The 18934-nt window shown below is 67.8% G+C and carries 16 protein-coding genes and 1 pseudogene; 13 read left to right on the plus strand and 4 right to left on the minus strand.

The window, feature by feature from the left end:
* Positions 1–28 precede the first annotated feature (28 nt).
* Both BMY12_RS14640 and BMY12_RS14645 read right to left on the minus strand, forming a co-directional pair.
* Positions 29–517, minus strand: a complete 489-nt coding sequence (locus tag BMY12_RS14640; RefSeq protein ID WP_093287748.1) for a hypothetical protein — start codon at positions 515–517, stop codon at positions 29–31.
* A 111-nt stretch (positions 518–628) separates the two neighbouring features.
* Positions 629–1492, minus strand: a complete 864-nt coding sequence (locus tag BMY12_RS14645; RefSeq protein WP_093287750.1) for an SDR family NAD(P)-dependent oxidoreductase — start codon at positions 1490–1492, stop codon at positions 629–631.
* Positions 1493–1614: 122 nt separating this feature from the next.
* Between BMY12_RS14645 and BMY12_RS14650 the strand changes: the two genes are divergently transcribed.
* Positions 1615–2790: an MFS transporter gene (locus BMY12_RS14650; RefSeq protein WP_093287753.1), complete on the plus strand. Its 1176-nt coding sequence runs from the start codon at positions 1615–1617 to the stop codon at positions 2788–2790.
* Here BMY12_RS14650 and BMY12_RS14655 read toward each other — a convergent pair.
* Positions 2770–4326, minus strand: a complete 1557-nt coding sequence (locus BMY12_RS14655) for a FadD3 family acyl-CoA ligase (RefSeq protein ID WP_093287756.1) — start codon at positions 4324–4326, stop codon at positions 2770–2772. The two genes, BMY12_RS14650 and BMY12_RS14655, sit on opposite strands and share 21 nt — an antisense overlap.
* 99 nt (positions 4327–4425) lie before the next feature.
* Entirely contained in the window at positions 4426–5193 is a 768-nt protein-coding gene (locus BMY12_RS14660; RefSeq protein ID WP_093287759.1) for an SDR family oxidoreductase, read from the minus strand.
* Between the two features lie 305 nt (positions 5194–5498).
* Between BMY12_RS14660 and BMY12_RS14665 the strand changes: the two genes are divergently transcribed.
* The 12 genes and pseudogenes from BMY12_RS14665 to BMY12_RS20930 all read left to right on the plus strand — a co-directional run bounded on the left by BMY12_RS14665 (position 5499) and on the right by BMY12_RS20930 (position 18536).
* Positions 5499–6386 carry a VOC family protein gene (locus BMY12_RS14665; protein WP_093287762.1) on the plus strand — a complete coding sequence of 296 codons (888 nt, stop codon included), beginning with the start codon at positions 5499–5501 and terminating at the stop codon, positions 6384–6386.
* Positions 6386–7267, plus strand: coding sequence for a CoA transferase subunit A (locus BMY12_RS14670; RefSeq protein WP_218140215.1), 882 nt, complete (start codon positions 6386–6388; stop codon positions 7265–7267). The genes BMY12_RS14665 and BMY12_RS14670 overlap by 1 nt, the downstream gene beginning before the upstream one ends.
* Before the next feature lie 88 nt (positions 7268–7355).
* Positions 7356–8159 (plus strand): CoA-transferase subunit beta, encoded by an 804-nt coding sequence (locus tag BMY12_RS14675; RefSeq protein WP_093287764.1) that lies wholly within the window; start codon positions 7356–7358, stop codon positions 8157–8159.
* A 139-nt stretch (positions 8160–8298) separates the two neighbouring features.
* Positions 8299–9207: an enoyl-CoA hydratase gene (locus BMY12_RS14680; RefSeq protein ID WP_093287767.1), complete on the plus strand. Its 909-nt coding sequence runs from the start codon at positions 8299–8301 to the stop codon at positions 9205–9207.
* Between the two features lie 6 nt (positions 9208–9213).
* On the plus strand, positions 9214–10320 hold the full coding sequence (locus BMY12_RS14685) for an NAD(P)H-dependent flavin oxidoreductase (protein ID WP_093287769.1): 1107 nt from the start codon (positions 9214–9216) through the stop codon (positions 10318–10320).
* A gap of 184 nt (positions 10321–10504) precedes the next feature.
* A complete protein-coding gene (locus BMY12_RS14690; protein WP_093287772.1) occupies positions 10505–11269 on the plus strand; it encodes an enoyl-CoA hydratase family protein in 765 nt (254 codons plus the stop codon).
* A 109-nt stretch (positions 11270–11378) separates the two neighbouring features.
* Entirely contained in the window at positions 11379–12542 is a 1164-nt protein-coding gene (locus BMY12_RS14695; protein WP_093287773.1) for an acyl-CoA dehydrogenase family protein, read from the plus strand.
* Between the two features lie 32 nt (positions 12543–12574).
* Positions 12575–13633, plus strand: a complete 1059-nt coding sequence (locus BMY12_RS14700; protein WP_093287776.1) for an acyl-CoA dehydrogenase family protein — start codon at positions 12575–12577, stop codon at positions 13631–13633.
* Positions 13634–13761: 128 nt separating this feature from the next.
* Positions 13762–14910 carry an acetyl-CoA C-acetyltransferase gene (locus BMY12_RS14705; protein WP_093287779.1) on the plus strand — a complete coding sequence of 383 codons (1149 nt, stop codon included), beginning with the start codon at positions 13762–13764 and terminating at the stop codon, positions 14908–14910.
* 193 nt (positions 14911–15103) lie between these two features.
* Positions 15104–15985: an SDR family oxidoreductase gene (locus tag BMY12_RS14710; RefSeq protein WP_093287782.1), complete on the plus strand. Its 882-nt coding sequence runs from the start codon at positions 15104–15106 to the stop codon at positions 15983–15985.
* Between the two features lie 202 nt (positions 15986–16187).
* A pseudogene (locus BMY12_RS20925) lies at positions 16188–17285 on the plus strand (acyl-CoA dehydrogenase family protein); the annotation flags it as partial.
* Positions 17286–17360: 75 nt separating this feature from the next.
* On the plus strand, positions 17361–18536 hold the full coding sequence (locus BMY12_RS20930) for an acyl-CoA dehydrogenase family protein (RefSeq protein WP_366516811.1): 1176 nt from the start codon (positions 17361–17363) through the stop codon (positions 18534–18536).
* The last annotated feature ends 398 nt before the right edge of the window (positions 18537–18934 follow it).

Genomic DNA, 18934 nt, shown 5'->3' on the forward strand with positions numbered 1-18934 from the left:
GGGGGGCGCGCAGCGGCGGTGCGAACGCTTACTGCCCGCTGCGCAGCTTGCGCCGCGTCTGCTGGCGCTGCGCGCGGGCGTCCTGGCGCAGGTCCTGACGGCCGGCGCTCAGGTCCTGACGCTGATCCTGGCGACCGTCGCGCAGATCCTGGCGCTGGCCCTGACGCGCATCGCGCAGATCACCGCGCAGGTCCTGGCGCTGGTCGCGCAGGTCCTGACGCAGCGCGGGGCTGGTGCCGCCGGCGGCGGCACGCTCGGCACGGATGTCGCTGCGCTGCTGCTGACGCAGCGCCGACGAGTCCTGACGCAGGTCCTGACGCGCACCGCGATCGTCCTGGCGCTGATCCTGGCGGACGTCGCGAGAATCCTGGCGCTGCCCCTGACGCTGATCGCGCAGGTTCTGACGCAGTTCCTGGCGGCTTTGTGCCCGCTCGCCCGGCGTCGTCTGTGCAAAGGCCGCGCTGCTACCCAACAGCAGAAGCGCAGCCGCGGAGGCTGCCGTGATGATCCCCTTCATGTAATTCTCCTGAAAGCTTCGCCGGTAGTGGCGATCTGACGGCTGCCCGACGCAGTCCGCGCCAGCATCTTAATGCCACGATGATGAACGGGCCCCGAAACGGGCGCGGATTCATTCGACGATGGCTGGATGCGCCTGCGTGGGGCCGCCGAGCATGGCACGGTGCGAAGGTGGCTGGCGGCCCTCGTCGGTGATGCCGTATTCCAGGGCCAGTTCGGCGCCGATCAGCACCTGTCCGGACTTCTCCGCGCGTTTGGCGTCGCGATACAGCGCGCCGAGCAGATGACCGGTGAACTGCGGCGTCTCGGCGATCTCCCAGAAGCCGGCGTACTTCTGCGGTTCGGCGGCCATCACGCGGCGCGTGCGCTCGGTGCGCAGCATGCCCATCCAGACCGACACCGCCGCCACGTTGTGCGCACGCAGATCCACGCCCATGTCCTTGGCGAACTTGTCCACGCCCGCCTTCTGCGCGCCGTAGGCCGGTCCGTGCATGTAGCAGCTGGCGCCGAAGGAGGAGGTGAAGGCGATCAGCCCGTTCTTCTGCTTCACCATCAGCGGCGCGGCATGCCAGCTGGCGACATAGGCCGAGCGCAGGCCCACGTCCAGGATGTCCACCAGCGCCAGCGGCTTTTCCCAGAAGCCGCCTTTCTCGATCAGCTGGTCGTGCAGGAAGGTGGCGTTGTTCACCAGGATGTCGACGCGGCCCTGCTCGTCGGCGATGCGCGCGAACAACTGCTTCACGTCCTCGTCGCGACGATGATCCACCGCCACCGCGATGCCACGGCCGCCGGCCTCGCTCACACCGCGTGCGGTGGCGCCGATGGTGCCGGGCAGCGCGGCATCGCCTTCCTTCAGCGAGCGGCCGGTGACGTACACGGTCGCGCCCTGCGCGCCGAGCGCCAGGGCAATGCCTTCGCCGGCGCCGCGCGAGGCGCCGGTGACCACGGCCACGGTGTTCTGCAGGGGCTTGCTCATGATCCATCCTCGACGCCGGCGGCGTGTTCACGAAAGAGTTGTCATCCAGCCTGCCCAATCGCGGCCGGCACAGCCTCATCCGAATGAGCGAATGCCCGCGCCGGCCGCATTACAGTAGCGGCATGGACCGACCCGCCGCCGCCCGCATTCCCTCTGCAGTCTGGGCCCTGGGCTTCGTCAGCCTTTTGATGGATGTCTCCTCGGAGATGATTCACGCCCTGCTGCCGGTGTTCCTGGTCGGCACCCTGGGTGCCAGTGCCTGGCTGCTGGGTCTGATCGAAGGCCTGGGCGAGGCCACGGCGCTGGTGGTGAAGATGTTCTCCGGCGCGCTGTCGGACTACCTGGGCCGGCGCAAGCCGCTGGCGGTGTTCGGCTACGGTCTGGGCGCGCTGTCCAAGCCGCTGTTCGCGCTGGCCTCGGGCCCCGGACTGGTGCTGGTGGCGCGGGTGCTGGACCGCATCGGCAAGGGTCTGCGCGGCGCGCCGCGCGATGCCCTGGTGGCGGATCTCACGCCGCCCGCGCTGCGCGGCGCGGCCTTCGGCCTGCGCCAGTCGCTGGACACCGTGGGCGCCTTCAGCGGGCCCTTGCTGGCCATCGCCCTGATGCTGCTCTGGGACAATCAGCTGCGCGCGGTGTTTGCGGTGGCCATCGTGCCGGGCCTTCTGGCCGTGCTGCTGCTGCAGCTGGCGGTGCGCGAGCCGCCGCGCCGCGAGCCGGCGCCACGCCACAATCCGCTGGCGCGCGCGCAGCTGCGCCGTCTGCCGCCGGCGTTCTGGTGGGTGGTGGCGATTGGCGTAACGCTGACCCTGGCGCGCTTCTCGGAAGCCTTCCTGATCCTGCGCCTCAGCGACGGCGGCCTGGGTCTGGCCTATGCGCCGCTGGTGCTGGTGGCGATGAATGCGGTGTATGCGCTCAGCGCCTATCCCTTCGGCTGGCTCTCCGACCGGCTCGCGCATGGCCGGCTGCTGGCGCTGGGCGTGCTGCTGCTGATCGCGGCCGACCTGTTGCTGGCCGCAGCCGGCGCGGGCGCGCTGGCCTGGGCCGGCGTCGCCTGCTGGGGCCTGCACCTGGGCATGACCCAGGGCCTGCTCGCGCGCATGGTGGCGGATTGCGCACCGGTGCAGCTGCGCGGCACGGCGTTTGGTTTTTTCAATCTCTGCTCGGGTCTGGCCATGCTGCCGGCGAGCCTGATCGCCGGCCTGCTCTGGGACCGCTACGGCGCGACGCAGACCTTTGTGGCCGGCGCGCTGTTCTGCACGCTGTCGCTGGGCCTGCTCCTACTGCGGCGGCGCGCGTAGCGCGAACTTCATCACCTTGCCCGAGGCATTGCAGGGCAGGGACGGCACGAACTCGATCCGGCGCGGCACCTTGTAGTTGGCCATCTGCTCGCGGCACCAGGCGATCAGTGTTTTCTCATCCAGCGCCTGGCCGGCACGCAGCACCACATAGGCCTTGCCGACCTCGCCCAGACGTTCGTCGGGAATGCCGATCACCGCGCTCTGCGCGATGGCCGGATGCGCGGCGAGCATGCGCTCGATCTCGGCGGGATAGCAGTTGAAGCCGCCGCTGATGTAGAGATCCTTGAGACGATCGGTGATGCGCAGATAACCGCGCGCGTCGAGATGGCCGATGTCGCCGGTGTGCAGCCAGCCCTCGGCGTCGATGGTTTCGCGCGTGGCCTGCGGATCATCCAGATAACCCTGCATCAGGTTGTAGCCGCGCACCACGATCTCGCCCGATTCCCCAGGGCCCAGCGCCCGGTTGCTGGCGTCCACGCAGCGCAGCTCGATGCCGGGCAGGGCCTTGCCGGAAGTGAGCGCGATGGTTTCGGCATCATCGCCCGCCTCGCAGAGCGAGACCACGCCGCAGGTTTCGGTGAGGCCGTAGCCGGTGAGCACCAGCTGGAAGCCCAGCTCGGCGCGGATGCGCTCGATCAGGCTCGGCGCAATCGCCGCCGCGCCGGTGATGGTGGCGCGCAGCGAGGACAGATCGGTGCTTGCGCGCTCGGGATCATCGAGCAGGCTGATGAACAGGGTCGGCGGTCCGGGCAGCACCGAAATCTTCTCGGCGGCGATGCGGCGCAGGATCACGCGCGCATCGAACACCGCCTGCGGCAGCACCGTGAGCCCGGCCAGCAGCCCGGCCAGCCAGCCCACCTTGTAGCCGAAGGAATGGAAGAAGGGATTCACCACCAGATAGCGATCATCGGCGCGCAGCTGCACGCAGCGCGACCACTGCGCGATCACGCGCAGGTTCTGCGCATGCGTGCTGACCACGCCCTTGGGCTGGCCGGTGGTGCCGGAGGTGAACAGGATGTCGAGCACGTCCTCGCCGCGCAGCCGGGCGCTGCGCTCGCTCAGCGCGGCCTCGCTGACGGCCTCGGCTTCCTGCAGGAAATCCTCCCAGCGCAGATCGCCGGCCTCGGCGCCGTGCAGCACGACCAGCTGCTGCAGACCCGCCGGGCGCTGCGCGCCGAGCAGGCTGGGGTAATGCTGATCCAGGAAGCGGCCGGCGCAGAAGCAGAGCCGGGCGCGGCTCTTGTCCAGGATGTAGGCGGCTTCGGCGCCGCGCATGCGCGTGTTGATCGGTACCAGGGCCGCGCCCACGCTGTGGATGGCCAGACCGGCGATGATCCATTCCAGGGAATTCGGCGCCCAGATCGCGACCCGATCACCGTGCGCAACGCCCGCTGCCATCAGGGCCCGCGCCGCCTGCCGGCGCAGCGCGTCCAGCTCGGCGTAGGTGAAGTCGCGGCCGTCCTCGGTGCGCACCGCCACGCGCTGCGCATGCGCAGCGGCCGATGCGACAAAGGCGGCGGTGGTGCTCAGCTGCAAACCATCACTCCTGAAGTGACATTTCTTTGTTGAATGTCCGCGCCAGGGATGGCGCGGTCTTGTACCAGGACGTACACATGCGGACTAAACGCGGAGCGTTTAGTCCGCCCACATCAGATAGCCGTTATCGATGCGCAGCTCCGCGCCGTTCATGAAGCGCGATTCATCGCTGGCCAGGAACAGCACCAGATTGGCGATATCGCTGGGCAGGGCAAAGCGTGCCTGCAGCTGCTTGGGGTCCTTCTCGCGGATATAGGCGCTGGGCGCGTTCTTGTCGGCGTGCAGCTTGCTGACCATGGGCGTGGCGATGCCGTCCGGGTGGATGGAATTGCAGCGGATCTTGTAGAGCTGCGCGCGACAGTGCGCGGCCACGCTGCGCGTCAGGCCCGCCACCGCCGCCTTGGAGGCGCTGTAGGCGCAGAAGCTGGACACGCCGCCGATGCCGGCCATGGACGACATGTTGATGATCGAGCCGGCGGGCCGCTGCTTCATCGCCGCGACGGCGTACTTGCAGCCGAGGAAGTAGCTCTCGGCATTCACGCGCTGGATCTTCTGCCACAGTTCCAGCGAGGTGTCCTCGATGGTGCCGTAGGCCAGGATCGCGGCATTGTTGACCAGCACATCCACGCCGCCGAAGCGTTCCTGCGCCACGGCGAACACCTGCTGCCAGTCGGCTTCCTGGCTGATGTCCTGGCGCAGGAACAGCGCGCCGTCGCCGATCTTGCGCGCCAGCTCGCGGCCGGCTTCCTCGTCGATGTCGGTGAGCACAACGCGCGCGCCCTCGCGGGCCAGCAGCAGCGCATCTTCCTTGCCCACGCCGCTGGCGGCGCCGGTCACGATCACCACCTTGTCCTGTACGCGTCCCATCGCTGCCCCTGCTCTTGCATTGGTATGCGCGCATTATTCGAGCGCGGGCGGGGGGCGAGCTTCGTCCGTTGGGATGAACGCGCGGCGCGATCTTTCGGGGCGGCCACGGCCCGGCCAAGCATCACGCAAAGGCGCAAAGGCGCAAGACAGCCATGAAACGCCTTTGGCGCTTCCTTGCGCCTTTGCGTGATGCTTCTGTCCGTTGGCCCCGGCGCCGGGATGCAGCGGCTCATCCTATCGGGTGAAGCTTGCGGCGCCGCCTCAAGCCGATACTGCAGCCAGGAAAAACACCCCTGGGCAGTCCCATGCAGACAATCGAGGCTTTGGCCTACATCGTGGTGGAAAGCCGCGATCCGGCGCAGTGGCGGCATTACGCCGAGCAGGTGCTGGGCATGCAGGCCATCGCGGCGGACGGCGGCTTGCAGCTGAAGATGGACGAGCGCGAGTTCCGCATCGCGGTGCAGCCGGGTGCGACGGACCGTTATCTGATCTCCGGCTGGCAGGCGGTGAACGAGGCCGCCTATCGCCAGGCGCTGGCGGCCCTGGATCGCGCCGGCGTGGCGCTGACGCGCGGCAGCGGCGAGCTGGCACAGCAGCGCCGCGTGCGCGAGCTGGTGGCCTTCAGCGATCCGGCCGGCAATCGCCATGAGCTGAGCTGGGGCTATACCGGTGCCAGCAGCGCCTTCGTCTCGCCCATCGGCGTCTCCGGTTTCAAGACCGGCGTGTTCGGCCTGGGCCACACCGTGCTGCCGGCGATTCCCTTCGATGAAACGCGGCGCCTGTTCTGCGAGGTGCTGGGCATGGGCGTTTCCGATGTCTTCAACTTCCAGCCCGGCCCGGACGCGCCGGTGATCCGTCTCCATTTCCTGCACGGCGCCAGCGGCCGGCATCACAGCCTGGCGCTGGCGGAAATGCCCAATCCCGCCGGCTGCGTGCACATGATGGTGGAGGTGGCGAACATGCGGGAGGTGGGCCTGGCGCATGACCGCATGCAGAAGCACGGCGTGAAGCTGATGGCCACGCTGGGCGAGCACGAGAACGATCAGATGACCTCGTTCTACATGATGACACCCGGCAACTTCGCGGTGGAATACGGTTACGGCGGCCTGATTGTCGATCCCGCCAGCTGGCAGACCACGCAGACCAAGCAGGTGAGCATCTGGGGTCACGATTTCTCCGTGGGTTTCCGCTGATGGCGCTGAACAAGCAGTGCAGCGCGCAAGAGGCCATCGCCGGCCTGCGCGACGGCATGACCATCGGCATCGGCGGCTGGGGGCCGCGGCGCAAGCCCATGGCCCTGCTGCGCGAGATCCTGCGTTCGCCGCTCAAGGATCTCACCGTGGTGTCCTACGGCGGTCCGGACGTCGGCATGCTCTGCGCGGCCGGCAAGGTGCGCAGGCTGATTTTCGCCTTCGTCACCCTGGACGCGATTCCGCTGGAGCCTTACTACCGCAAGGCGCGCGAGTCCGGCGCCATCGAGGTGATGGAGCTGGACGAGGGCATGTTCGAATGGGGCCTGCGCGCCGCCGGCATGCGCATGTCCTTCCTGCCCACGCGTGTGGGCCTGGCCAGCGACGTGCTGACCAGGAACCCGCAGCTCAAGACCATCGCCTCGCCGTATGAAGATGGCGAGGTCTATGTGGCGATGCCGGCGCTCCAGCTCGACGCCGCCCTGCTGCATGTCAACGAGGCCGACCGTCTGGGCAATACCCTGCTGCGCGGCGCCGATCTCTTTTTTGATCATCTCTACGCGCGTGCGGCGCAGCAGGTGATCGTCAGCACCGAAGTGCTTCATGAGCGCCTGGAGCTGAGCGCCGAGCAGGCGCGGCACAACGCCTTCGAGCGCTATCTGGTGCAGCAGGTGGTGCACGCGCCGGGCGGCGCGCATCCCACGTACCTGGGCCCCGATTACGGCTGGGACCTGGAACATCTCAAGCGCTACAACGCCTCGGCCAGCGAGGACGGCGGCTGGCAGCGTTACTGCGAAGAGTTCGTGCAGCCGGGCGAGGCCACGTATCAGCAGAAGATTGGCGGCGCCGAGCGCCTGGCCAAGCTCAAGCAACCGGTGTTTTGAAGATGCGCACGCTCATCAAGGCAGCGGCAGGTTTTCCTCTCTCCCGGGGACGTGGGGCAGAGGGCGTCAAATTCGGGAGCTTTTGCGCATGACGGCAGCAACCCTGGCCGAGCTGATGGCGGTGGCCGCGTCCGAAGCCTGGCGCGACAACGGCGAGCTGCTGGCCTCCGGCATCACCACCCTTCCGCGCCTGGGGGCCTCGCTGGCCAAGCTCACGCACAGCCCCGAGCTGTTGATGACCGACAGCGAAGCCTATCTGGTCAGCGAGCCGGTGCCGCTGGGACCGCGTGGCGACTACCAGCCCCGGTACGAGGGCTATCTGGGCTTCGAGCGCGTGTTCGAATGCGTCTGGGGCGGCAAGCGTCACGCCATGATCGGTCCCACGCAGATCGACCGCTGGGGGCAGACCAATCTCTCCGTGGTCGGCCCGTATGAAAGACCGAAGTCCGCGGTGCTGGGCGTGCGCGGCCTGCCGGGCAACAGCATCTGCCACGCCAATTCCTTCTTCGTGCCCAATCACTCGCCGCGCGTGTTCGTGTCCGGCGAGGTGGACATGGTCTCCGGCGTGGGCTATCAGCCGCAGCGCTGGTCCGCTGGCATGAAGCACGACTACGTGGATCTGCGCCTGATCGTCACGGATCTGTGCGTGCTGGACTTCCTGGGTCCCGATAAATGGGCCGGGCGCGGTATCCGCGTGCGTTCCCTGCATCCGGGCGTGAGTTTCGAGCAGGTGCAGGCGGCCACCGGCTTCGAGCTGGCGCGCGCGCCAAATCTGGGTGAGACACCGCTGCCGACAGCCGAGCAGCTGGCGATCATCCGCAAGCTCGATCCGCACAATCTGCGTGGCGCGGTGATCAAGAATGATCCGCCTGCGGTGAGGAGCGCAGCATGAGCTGCCATCCCTGGCGCGACTTCAAGGCGATGAGCCTGGCCCTGCCGCGCCATCCTTGGCGCGGCGTTCGCCGGGCGATGTTGCCCTTCAAGGCAACATCGCAATTTCCGGCTCACCCGCCTGCGGTCAGGAGCGCAGGATGAGCGATCTCATCGAACCCCGGAAGGTCGATATCGTCTACGAGACCGAGGAGCCGGTGCTGTATCGCACCGAGGCCTTCGAGGGCGGCGAGGCGGCCTGGATCACCCTGAACCGGCCGCAGTTCAACAACGCGCAGAACTCGCAGATGACCTATGCGCTGGACGCGGCCTTCCAGCGTGCGGTCAGCGATGATGCGGTGAAGCTCATCGTGCTGGCCGGCAGCGGCAAGCATTTCTCCGCCGGCCACGACATCGGCACGCCCGGGCGCGATCTGCACAAAAGCTTCGAGCGCACGCATCTGCTGCCCGATCACAGCAACAAGCCCGGCGCCGAGCTGCTCTACACCCGCGAGCAGGAGGTGTACCTGGGCATGTGCCGGCGCTGGCGCGACATCAGCAAGCCCACGGTGGCCATGGTGCAGGGCGCCTGCATCGCCGGCGGGCTGATGCTGGCCTGGGTCTGCGATCTGATCGTCGCCAGTGAAGACGCTTATTTCCAGGACCCGGTGCAGCGCATGGGCATTCCGGGCGTGGAGTATTTCGCGCATGCCTTCGAGCTGCCGCCGCGCGTGGCCAAGGAATTCCTGCTGCTGGGCGAGCGCATGAGCGCGCAGCGCGCCTACAGCTTCGGCATGGTCAACCGCGTCGTGCCGCGCGAGCAGCTGGAGGCCGAGGTGCGCAGCATCTGCGCCAATCTCGCCGCCAAGGGCCGGCTCGGCCTCTGGCTCACCAAGCAGGCGGTGAATCACGTCGAGGAACTGCGCGGCAAGCGCACGGCCATGGATGCGGTGTTTCACATGCATCACTTCGCGCATGCGCAGAGCGATCTGGTGCATGGCAACAGCCTCGGCGGGCAGGACGGCAAGTCCATGGCCGCCGCCAACAAGCGTCAGGCCGGCGAGAACTGAAAGCCCATGCATCCGGCCTTGGACACCGAGCTGTGCCGCCGCCTGGGCTGCCGCTATCCCATCGTGCAGACCGCGATGGGCTGGGTGGCGGATGCGCGCCTGGTGGCGGCCACCAGCAATGCCGGCGGCTTCGGCTTTCTGGCGGCGGCCACGATGTCCACGCCGCAGCTGCGCGAGGCCATCGCGCAAGTACGCGCCGCCACGCCGCACAACTTCGGCGTGAACTTCCACATGTTCCAGCCCAATGCCCGCGAGGTGATCGAGCTGGTGCTGGAGAACCGCGAACGCGTGCGCGCGGTGTCTTACGGGCGTGGGCCGGATGCGAAAACCATCGCGCGCTTCAAGAACGCCGGCATTCTCTGCATGCCCACGGTGGGCGCGCTCAAGCACGCGCAGAAGGCCGTGGAACTGGGCGCCGACCTGATCACCGTGCAGGGTGCCGAAGGCGGCGGCCACACCGGCTCGGTGCCCAGCACCCTGCTGCTCTCGCAGGTGCTGGAGGCGGTGAAGGTGCCGGTGATTGCCGCCGGCGGTTTTCACAGTGGGCGCGGTCTCGCCGCCGCCCTGGCCTTCGGTGCCTGCGGCATCGCCATGGGCACGCGCTTTTTGATGACCGCACAGTCGCCGGTGCCGCGTGCCACGCTGCAGAAATATCTGGAAGTGAAGGAGCCGGGCCAGATCCGCGCCTCCACCGCCGTGGACGGCATGCCGCAGCGCATGATCGACAATCCGCTGCTGCTGCGCCTGGAAGCCGGTGGCCTGCTGCGGCGCCTGTTCGTGGCCCTGGGCAGCGCCTGGCGCTGGCGTGCGCATACCGGCATGAGTCCGGCGCAGATGCTGCGCACATTTTTCGCGGCCTTGTCCGAAGGCGATGGCGCGATCCAGACCCTGATGGCCGCCAATGCGCCGATGCTGATTCAGCGCGCCATGGTCGAAGGCCGCCCCGATGAAGGCGTGCTGCCCTCGGGCCAGGTGGCGGCGGTGATCGGCGATCTGCCGGATGTGGCAACGCTGATCGCGCAGATCGTGGCCGAGGCCGAGCTGCGCTTGCAGGCCTTGTTCCCCTCTCCCCTTTCGGGAGAGGGGCCAGTGGAGAGGGGGCGCTTGCGATGAGCGCGAACGGTAGCGCCTACCCCCTCTCCCCCACCCCTCTCCCGCGAGGGGAGAGGGGCTCTGAGTGCGCAATCGATATGAAACATACGGCTCGATCCAGGTCCCACGGCCGCCTTCCCCTCTCTCCTTGCGGGAGAGGCGTCAGGGGAGAGAGGGGCTTTTGCTCCGCATCCGGAATTCCATCATGAGTCACGGCTTCAGCAGCACCCTGCACGACGGCATCGCCGAACTGGTGATCAGCCGCCCGCCGGTCAACGCCCTGGACGATGCCGGCTGGCACGCCCTGGCCGACGAGATCGAACGTCTGGGCGCGCTGCCCGAGGCGCGGGTGATCGTGCTGCGCAGCGAGGGGCGCGGCTTCTGCGCCGGCGTGGACATCAAGGAACTGGACCGCCATCCCGAGAAGATCGTTTCGGTGAATGCCGGCAACTACCGCTCCTTCCGTGCCGTGCATCGCAATCCGCTGCCGGTGATCGTCGCCGTGCACGGCTTCGTGCTGGGCGGTGGCATCGGTCTGGCCGGCGCGGCCGACATCGTGATCGCAGCCGAGGACGCGACGTTTGGCGTGCCGGAAGTGGATCGCGGCGCCATGGGCGGCGGCGCGCATCTGCAGCGCCTGTTCCCGGTGCAGAAGGTGCGCATGATGTATTTCACCGGTGAGCCGATCGGCGCCGCCGAAGCCTACCGGCTCGGCGCACTGGAGCAGGTGGTGCCGCGTGAGCAGCTGCGCGAGGCCGCGCTGGCCATCGCGCGCAAGATCGCCGCCAAGAGCGGCGTCATGATCCGTCTGGCCAAGGAATCCTTAAACGGCATCGAGGACGGCAATCTGGAAGACAAGTATCGCTGGGAACAGGGCTTCACCCTGCAGGCCTATCAGGCCAAGGACTCCGCGGAAACCCGCCGCGCCTTCGTCGAAAAGCGCGAAGCCCAATTCCAGGCCAAGGCGTGATGGACCCGCGCCCCCTCCATTTGAAAGTCCGCGCCGGTGCGGCGGCTCAGCAAGACAGACAGCGAATGTTTTGCCCGCCGCACGGCGTGGTCTGATACAGGACGTACATGTGAAGCTCGAATACACCGAAAAACAAAAAGCCTTCCGTCAGGAAGTGCGCAGCTGGATGCAGGCGCATGTGCCAAAGGCGCCGCTGCCCAGCTTCGACACGGCGGAAGGTTTCGAGGCGCATCGCCAGTGGGAGGCCACGCTGTTCGAAGGCCGCTGGAGCGCGGTGACCTGGCCCAAGGAATACGGCGGGCGCGGCTGCGATCTGATCGAGTGGCTGATTTTCGAAGAGGAGTACTGGGCCGCCTCGGCGCCGCTGCGTGTCAATCAGAACGGCGTGTTCCTGCTGGCGCCCACGCTGATGGAATACGGCACCAGCGAGCAGAAGGCGCGCTTCCTGCCACGCATGGCCTCGGGCCAGGACATCTGGGCGCAGGGCTGGTCGGAGCCGGGCGCCGGTTCGGACATGGCCGCGATCCGCGCCAAGGCCATCCGCCAGGGCGACCATTACGTGATCAATGGCCAGAAGACCTGGTCCACGCGCGCGGTCTGGGCCGACTGGCTGTTCGGCATGTTCCGCACCGATCCCGAATCCTCGCGCCATCATGGTCTGAGCTTCATCCTGCTGCCGCTGAACCTGCCGGGCATCAGCATCCGCCCGATCAAGCAGCTCAACGGCCTGCCGGGCTTTGCCGAAATCTTCTTCGATGAGGTGAAGGTGCCGGTGGCGAATCTGCTGGGCGAGGAAGGCGGCGGCTGGAACGTGGCGATGGCCACGGCCGGCTTCGAACGCGGCCTGATGCTGCGCTCGCCGGCGCGCTTCCAGAAAACCGCGCACAAGCTCGTCGAGCTGTATCGCCGCCACCGTGCGCGCGCCGATGCCGATCCCGGCATCCGCGAGGCGGTGATGCAGAGCTGGATGCAGGCCGAGGCCTATGCCCTGGCCACGTACCGCACCGCCGGGCGTTTGAACAAGGGCGCCAAGATCGGCGCCGAGGCCAGCACCAACAAGATCTTCTGGTCGGAGCTGGATCTGCTGATGCACGAGACCGCGATGCGCATCCTGGGGCCGCGCGCCGAGCTGATGCCGCAGCAGCACGACGCCGAGCTGGATCACTGGCTGGATGGTTTCCTGTTTGCGCAGGCCGGACCGATCTACGCCGGCACCAACGAGATCCAGCGCAACATCATCGCCGAGCGCATGCTCGGTCTGCCGCGCTCCTGAGGCGGGCGCCGCGCATCCGGGACCAAGGCACCATGGACTTCACCTTCGACGAACAACAGCTGGCTTTCCGCAGCGCCATCCATAAATTCCTGATGGTGGAAGCGGCGCCGGAATGGCTGCGCGAAATCTGGGAAACCACGCGCAGCGGCCGCTCGGCCGAGCTGCGCGCCAAGCTTGCGGATCAGGGCCTCACCGCGCTCTCGGTGCCGGAGGAATTCGGCGGCATCGGTCTGGGCGATCTGGACTGGGTGCTGGTGCATCAGGAGCTGGGTTATTTCGCGATTCCCGATTCGCTCACCGACAGCGCCTATCTGGCGGTGGACCTGCTCAAGCGCCTGCCGGCCGATGTCGCGCTCAAGCGTGAATGGCTGCCGCGCGTGGCCTCGGGCAAGGCGCGCATCGCGGTGGCGCATCCGCTCAATCCGCTGGTGGCCGATGCCGAGCTGGCCGATCTGATCCTGGCCTGGCACGAGGACGAGATTCACGCCCTGCGTCGCGAGCACTGCCAGCTGCAGTTCCAGCCCAGCATCGATCTGTCGCGTCGGCTTTACGCGCTGCAATGGACGCCCAGCCGCGAGACGCGCATCTGTCCGGCGAGTCATGGCCGCGAGCTCTGGGCCGGCGTGCTGGACCGCGCCGCGCTGGCCGCCAGCGCGCAGCTGCTGGGCCTGGCGCAGCGCATGCTGGATCTGGGCGTGGACCATGCCGCACAGCGCAAGCAGTTCGGCAAGCCGGTGGGCTCTTTCCAGGCGGTGAAGCATCAGCTGGCCGATGTCGCGGTGAAGATCGAATTCGCCGAGCCGGTGCTGCATCGCGCCGCGCAATCGGTGGCCGGTGAGCGGCCGCTGCGCAGCGTGCACGTGGCACAGGCCAAGCTCGCCGCCGGCGAGGCCGCGCGTCTGGCCGCGCGCAAGAGCCTGCAGGCGCATGGCGCCATGGGCTACACCTGGGAAGCAGACCTGCAGATGTACGCCAAACGCGCCTGGGCACTGGATGCGGCCTGGGGCGATGCGCCGGTGCTCAAGGCGCGGATCGCCGGGCATCTGCTGGACGAGGCCACGCTGCTGGGGCCGGGCGCGACATTCGCGTGAAGCGCAGCGCGAGACAAGGCCTTGTCTGCGCGCGCAAGGCATGCGGATTTCCGCCCTGGGCGGAAATCTCCGGTGCCGGCAAGGCGCCGGCATAATCGAAAACCAAATTCTGTCTTTCGGAGAGTGTGATGGCTGAGGCTTATATCGTCGATGCGCTGCGGACCCCCACGGGCAAGCGCAAGGGCAGTCTGGCGCATATGCACGGTGCGGACCTGGGTGCGCATGCGCTCAAGACCCTGGTGGCGCGCAATGCGATTCCCGCCGAGGACTATGAAGACGTGATCTTCGGCTGCCTGGATGCCATCGGCCCGCTGGCCGGCAACATCGCGCGCACCTGCTGGCTGGCGGCCGGTCTGCCGCTGCACGTGCCGGGCGTGACCATCGACCGTCAGTGCGGTTCCTCGCAGCAGGCCGTGCACTTCGCCGCGCAGGCGGTGATGAGCGGCACGCAGGATGTGGTGGTGGCCGGCGGCGTGCAGACCATGACCCAGATTCCGATCTCCTCGGCGATGATCGCGGCGCAAGCCCTGGGCTTCAAGGATCCGTTCTCCGGTTCCAAGGGCTGGGTGGCGCGCTTCGGCGAGCAGCCGGTCTCGCAGTTCGTCGGTGCGCAGATGATGGCGGATCGCTGGCAGATCAGCCGCGAGCAGATGGAAGTGTTTGCGCTGGAATCGCATCGCCGTGCGCGCGCCGCGCAGCAGGCCGGTCACTTCGATCGCGAGCTGATCGAGACTGCGGGCCTGAAGATGGACGAGTCGGTGCGTGACACCTCGCTGGAGCAGATGGCCAAGCTGGAGCCGCTGGCGCCCGGCGGCACCATCACCGCCGGCGTGTCGAGCCAGACCGGCGATGCCTCGGCCGCGGTGCTGATCGTCTCCGAGCGTGCGCTCAAGCGCTACAACCTGAAGCCGCGCGCCCGCATCCACCACATGAGCGTGTACAGCGATGATCCGATCATGATGCTGTCCGCGCCGGTCCCGGCCACGCGGCAGGCGCTGAAGAAGACCGGCATGAAGATGGACGACATCGATCTGGTCGAGATCAATGAAGCCTTCGCGCCGGTGGTGATGGCCTGGCTGAAGGAAACCGGCTATCCGCATGAAAGGACCAACGTCAACGGCGGTGCCATTGCACTCGCCCATCCCCTGGGCGCCACCGGTGCCAAGCTGATGACCACGCTGCTGCACGAGCTGGAGCGTCGCGGCGGCCGCTATGGTCTGCAGACCATGTGCGAAGGCGGCGGCGTGGCGAACGTGACCATCATCGAGCGGCTGTAAAAAGTCCCCCCTCTCCCCTGGCCCCTCTCCCGCGAGGGGAGAGGGGAAGGCAGCAGTCACCTGTCTTTTGAAACCACTCTCCTGTGCGAGCTGAGGGACAAAGGTGGTAACTGACTTGAAGCCCCTCTCCCCTCGCGGGAGAGGGGTTGGGGAGAGGGGGGCTTCTCCAGCCGCCGCAACCAAGAGCAAACACATGAACCGCATCTGCAACGACCGCAGCATCATCGTCACCGGCGCCGGTGGCGGCCTGGGTCGCGCCTACGCGCTGGCCCTGGCCGCCGAGGGCGCCGGCGTGATCGTCAACGACATCCGTCGCGAGGCCGCGCAGGCCGTGGTCGATGAGATCAGGAAGGCCGGCGGCAAGGCGGTGGCCAGCTGCGATGACATCACCAGCATGGATGGCGCGCGTGCCATCGTCGCCACCGGCGTCGAGGCCTTCGGCGATGTGCAGGGCGTGGTCAACAATGCCGGCATCGTGCGGGATCGCATGTTTGCCTCGCTCAGCGAAGAAGACTGGGATCTGGTGATCAAGGTGCACCTCAAGGGGCACTTCTGCCTCGCCAGCGTGCTGGTGCAGCGCTGGCGCGAGCAGAGCAAGGCGGGCGTGAAGGTGGACGCACGCATCGTCAACACCAGCTCGGGCGCCGGTCTGATGGGCAGCGTGGGGCAGAGCAATTACGCGGCGGCCAAGGGCGGCATCGCCTCGCTGACCCTGGTGCAGGCGGCAGAGCTGGCGCGCTACGGCATCACCGCCAACGCGCTGGCGCCGGCCGCGCGCACCAGCATGACCGAAGGCCCGTTCGCGGCGATGATGAAGAAGCCCGAGGACGGCAGCTTCGACTACTACGACCCGGCCAATGTCGCGCCGCTGGTGGTCTGGCTGTGCAGCCCGCTGTCGGCCAAGGTCACCGGCAAGGTGTTCGAGGTGGAAGGCGGCAAGCTGGCGATTGCCAGCGGCTGGCACAGCGGCGTGGCCATCGACAAGAAAGCGCGCTGGCAGCCGCAGGAACTGGGCGAGGTGGTCGGCCGTCTGCTCGCGGACGCGCCGCCCGCGCAGAAAGTCTACGGAACCTGAGCGGCGCGCTGCGCCGCCGGCCGGCGAGCCGCGCGTCGAGCGCTTCGGGTCCAGCGAATGGCTGTGCTTTCTGGCAGCAGGGCAGTGGGCAAGATGAAGGTGAACAGGCCCTAGCCATCGGCTGGCCCGTCATCCCAACGGGTGAGGAGTCGTGCGCAGGCACTGTCGATAATCGGGCTTCTACAAGCCAGACCCTGCGACGATGAACCTGCTTCTCTCCGATGACCAGCGTCTGATCCGCGAGGCTGCGGAAAGCTTCCTGGCCGACGCCAGCGACTCGGCGGCGGTGCGCGCCGTGATTGCCAGCGACAGCGGCTTCGACGCCACACTCTGGCAGCGTCTGGCCGGCGAACTGGGCTGGTCGGCGCTGAGCATCAGCGAATCACATGGCGGCATGGGTCTGGGCCCCGTGGAGCTGGCGCTGCTGCAGGAACAGGCCGGACGGCGTCTGCTCTGCGCGCCGTTCTTCTCCACCGTCTGCCTGAGCGCCAGTCTGCTGCAGGAACTGGCGGACGAGAAAACCCAGGCGCAATACCTGCCGGAGATCGCCGCCGGCAGCCTGCGCCTGAGCGCGCCGCTGAGCAGCAGCGCCAGTTTCCACTACGGTGAGGACAGCACGCTGTGCGCCGCGCAACAGGATCAGCGCTGGCAGCTCAGCGGGCAGATCGGCGCGCTCCCGGATGCGGGCAGTGCGCAGGCCTTCGTGCTGCCCGCGCGCACGGGCGACGGCGCGCTCGCCTGGTTCCTGCTGCGCGCCGATGCGAAAGGCCTGCAGATCGAAGCCGCGCCCAACTGGGACGGCACACGCCGCTGCGCGCGGCTGCAGCTGGCGGCTGTGCCTGCGCGGCGCATCGACGATCCGCCGCGCGCGCGCAGCGGTGCCGCGCGCGCGCTGGCCCTGGCGCGCCTGTATCTGGCGGCCGAGGCCCTGGGCGGTTCGCAGCAGTGTCTGGATCTCACGCTGGCCTACATCAGCGAGCGCAAGCAGTTCGGCCGCACGATCGCGTCGTTCCAGGCCATCAAGCATCGCTGTGCCGGGATGATGGTGAAAATCGAGGCGCTGCGCTCGCTGGTCGCCGGCGCCGCAGCGCTGGCCGCCGAAGGCGGCGATGGCGACGCCCTGCTCGCCGAATGTGCCGCCGCCAAGGCGCAGGCCGCCGAGACTTACTTTCACTGCGCGCAGGAAGCCATCCAGCTGCACGGCGGCGTGGGCTTCACCTGGGAATACGATCCGCAGCTGCACTTCAAGCGCGCGCAGGCGCTGAACGCCTGGCTGGGTTATCCGGAAGCCTTGCGCGAGACGGTGATGAATGTTGTGGGCGCAGGCTTGCCCGCGACGGCGGGCGCTGCGCAAGCCTCGCTCGCGGGCAAGCCCGTGGCCGCAAGGGCGGATGAGGCTTTCCGTCACGAGGTTGCCGGCTGGATGCACGAGCATCTGCAAGGCCGCTTCGCCGCGCTGCGCCATCGCGGCGGACCCGGCGATGAAGAAGCCGATCCCGCACTGCGCAAGGCATGGGAGCGCGAGCTGGCGAGCGGCGGCTGGACCTGCGTGGGCTGGCCGCGCGAGCACGGCGGGCGCGGGCTGTCGATTGCGCAGCAGGTGATCTTCCACGAGGAATACGCCCGCGCCGGCGGACCGGGACGCATGGGGCATATTGGCGAGGGCCTGCTGGGGCCGACGCTGATCGCCTACGGCACGCCCGAGCAGCAGCGGCGTTTTCTGCCGCAGGTGGTGGCGGGCCGCGAGTTCTGGGCGCAGGGCTATTCCGAGCCCAATGCCGGCTCGGATCTGGCCAATGTGCAGACCCGCGCCGAGCCGCAGCGCGATGGCAGCTGGCGGGTGAGCGGCCAGAAGATCTGGACTTCGCTGGCGCATGAGTCGGACTGGATTTTCGTGCTGGCGCGCAGCGAGCCGGGCAGCCGAGGCAACAAGGGCTTGAGCTTTTTGTTGTTGCCGCTGCGCCAGAGCGGCATCGAGATCCGTCCGATCCGGCAGCTCGGCGGCGGTTCGGAATTCAACGAGGTGTTCTTCGACGGCGCGCGTGCCGAGGCCGGGCATCTGGTCGGCAAGCCCGGCGAAGGCTGGAAGGTGGCGATGGGCCTGCTGGACATCGAGCGTGGCGTGTCCACGCTGGGTCAGCAGATGCATTTCCTGCACGAGTTCGAGCAGGTCTGCACGGCGGCGCGGCGCAGCGGCCGCATCGCAGAGCCCGCGATCCGCGCGCGTCTGGCGCAAGCCTGGAGCGGTCTGCGCGTGATGCGGTACAACGCGCTGCGCATGCTCGCCGACGGCGCCGAGCTGGGCCTGCGGCGCGAGGCCTTGATCTACAAGTATTACTGGTCGAACTGGCATCGCGAGCTGGGCAAGCTGGCGATGGACGTACTGGGCGAAGACGCCGCCGTGATCAGCACGGACGAGCTGAGCGCGGCGCTGCAGAAGCTGTTCTTCTTCTCGCGCGCCGACACCATCTATGGCGGCAGCAACGAGATTCAGCTCAATCTCATTGCCGAGCGCGGTTTGGGCATGCCCAGAGAACCACGCGGCAGCTAAGCCCCAACCGTAAGCCGCAGGGCTTTACTGCGTGTGGTTCTCGATCTGGTTGTGGTTTCGTGCGCCTGTCGGCGCCCGAGGTACTTCTCTTTGCTCGTGCAAAGAGAAGTACCCAAGAGAAAGCACGCCCTACGCCTCGCATCCGTCGCCGCTCACGCGGCGCCGGCAGCCAACCCCGCCCCGCGTGCTCGGGGCCGTTGCAGACGCGCCATCCATGGCGCGGCTGCAACTGAGCCGAACTTCCTGTTCGGCTCTCCCGCTGCGCTCGCTGCGCTGCTCGGTGCGAGGCAAAGGGGGTTAAAGGCAACAGCAAAGCACAGCGCAGCCGCGCTCATCGCGCGAAGCTGCCGTGGCTTTTGATGTTGGGGTCCCCGTCTCTGGCGCTGAGCTGTGCGGCG

Source organism: Solimonas aquatica, from assembly GCF_900111015.1.
Classification (GTDB): Bacteria; Pseudomonadota; Gammaproteobacteria; order Nevskiales; family Nevskiaceae; genus Solimonas; species Solimonas aquatica.